Origin of the sequence: Bradyrhizobium campsiandrae (assembly GCF_014529705.1) — a bacterium.
Lineage (GTDB): Bacteria > Pseudomonadota > Alphaproteobacteria > Rhizobiales > Xanthobacteraceae > Bradyrhizobium > Bradyrhizobium campsiandrae.
On sequence record NZ_JAANIH010000192.1, the window covers coordinates 1 to 490 of the forward strand.

Genomic DNA, 490 nt, shown 5'->3' on the forward strand with positions numbered 1-490 from the left:
GGCGGCGCCGCCGCGGCGACCGCTGTTGCAACGAGCACCGGGGCGAACAGCGCTTACGCAAATGTCAATGGGACCGGCGGACGCGGTGGTGATGCTTATTACGCCGGCAATACCGGAGGCAATGGCGGAAGTGGCACGGCCACCGCATCTGCGACATCCGACAGTGGCTACGTCCAGGGCGCCGGCAACGTCAGCGGCGGATCGGGCGGCAACGGGTACTACGGCGCCAGCGGCGGCAATGGCGCCTCTGTGAATGCCAACAACATCGTTTCGGGTTCGACGACCGGAACGTTGTATCTGACCCAGTCCGCCTCTGGCGGAAGCGGCGGTTCGTCGTCCGGCAACGGCTATCCCGCAGTTGGCACGGCCGGCGCGGGCGGCAACGCCTCGTCCATGTTGTCCGTGAACGACGCGATGGCGTCTTATGTGCAAGCCTACTCGACCGCTTCCGGTGGCGGTGGCGGCTTCGCTGACGGCGGCGGCACTTCCG

1 pseudogene is annotated in these 490 nt (G+C 67.1%); it reads left to right on the forward strand.

From position 1 onward, the window contains the following. Window positions 1-490, forward strand: a pseudogene (locus tag G8O24_RS42645) (hypothetical protein); the annotation flags it as partial.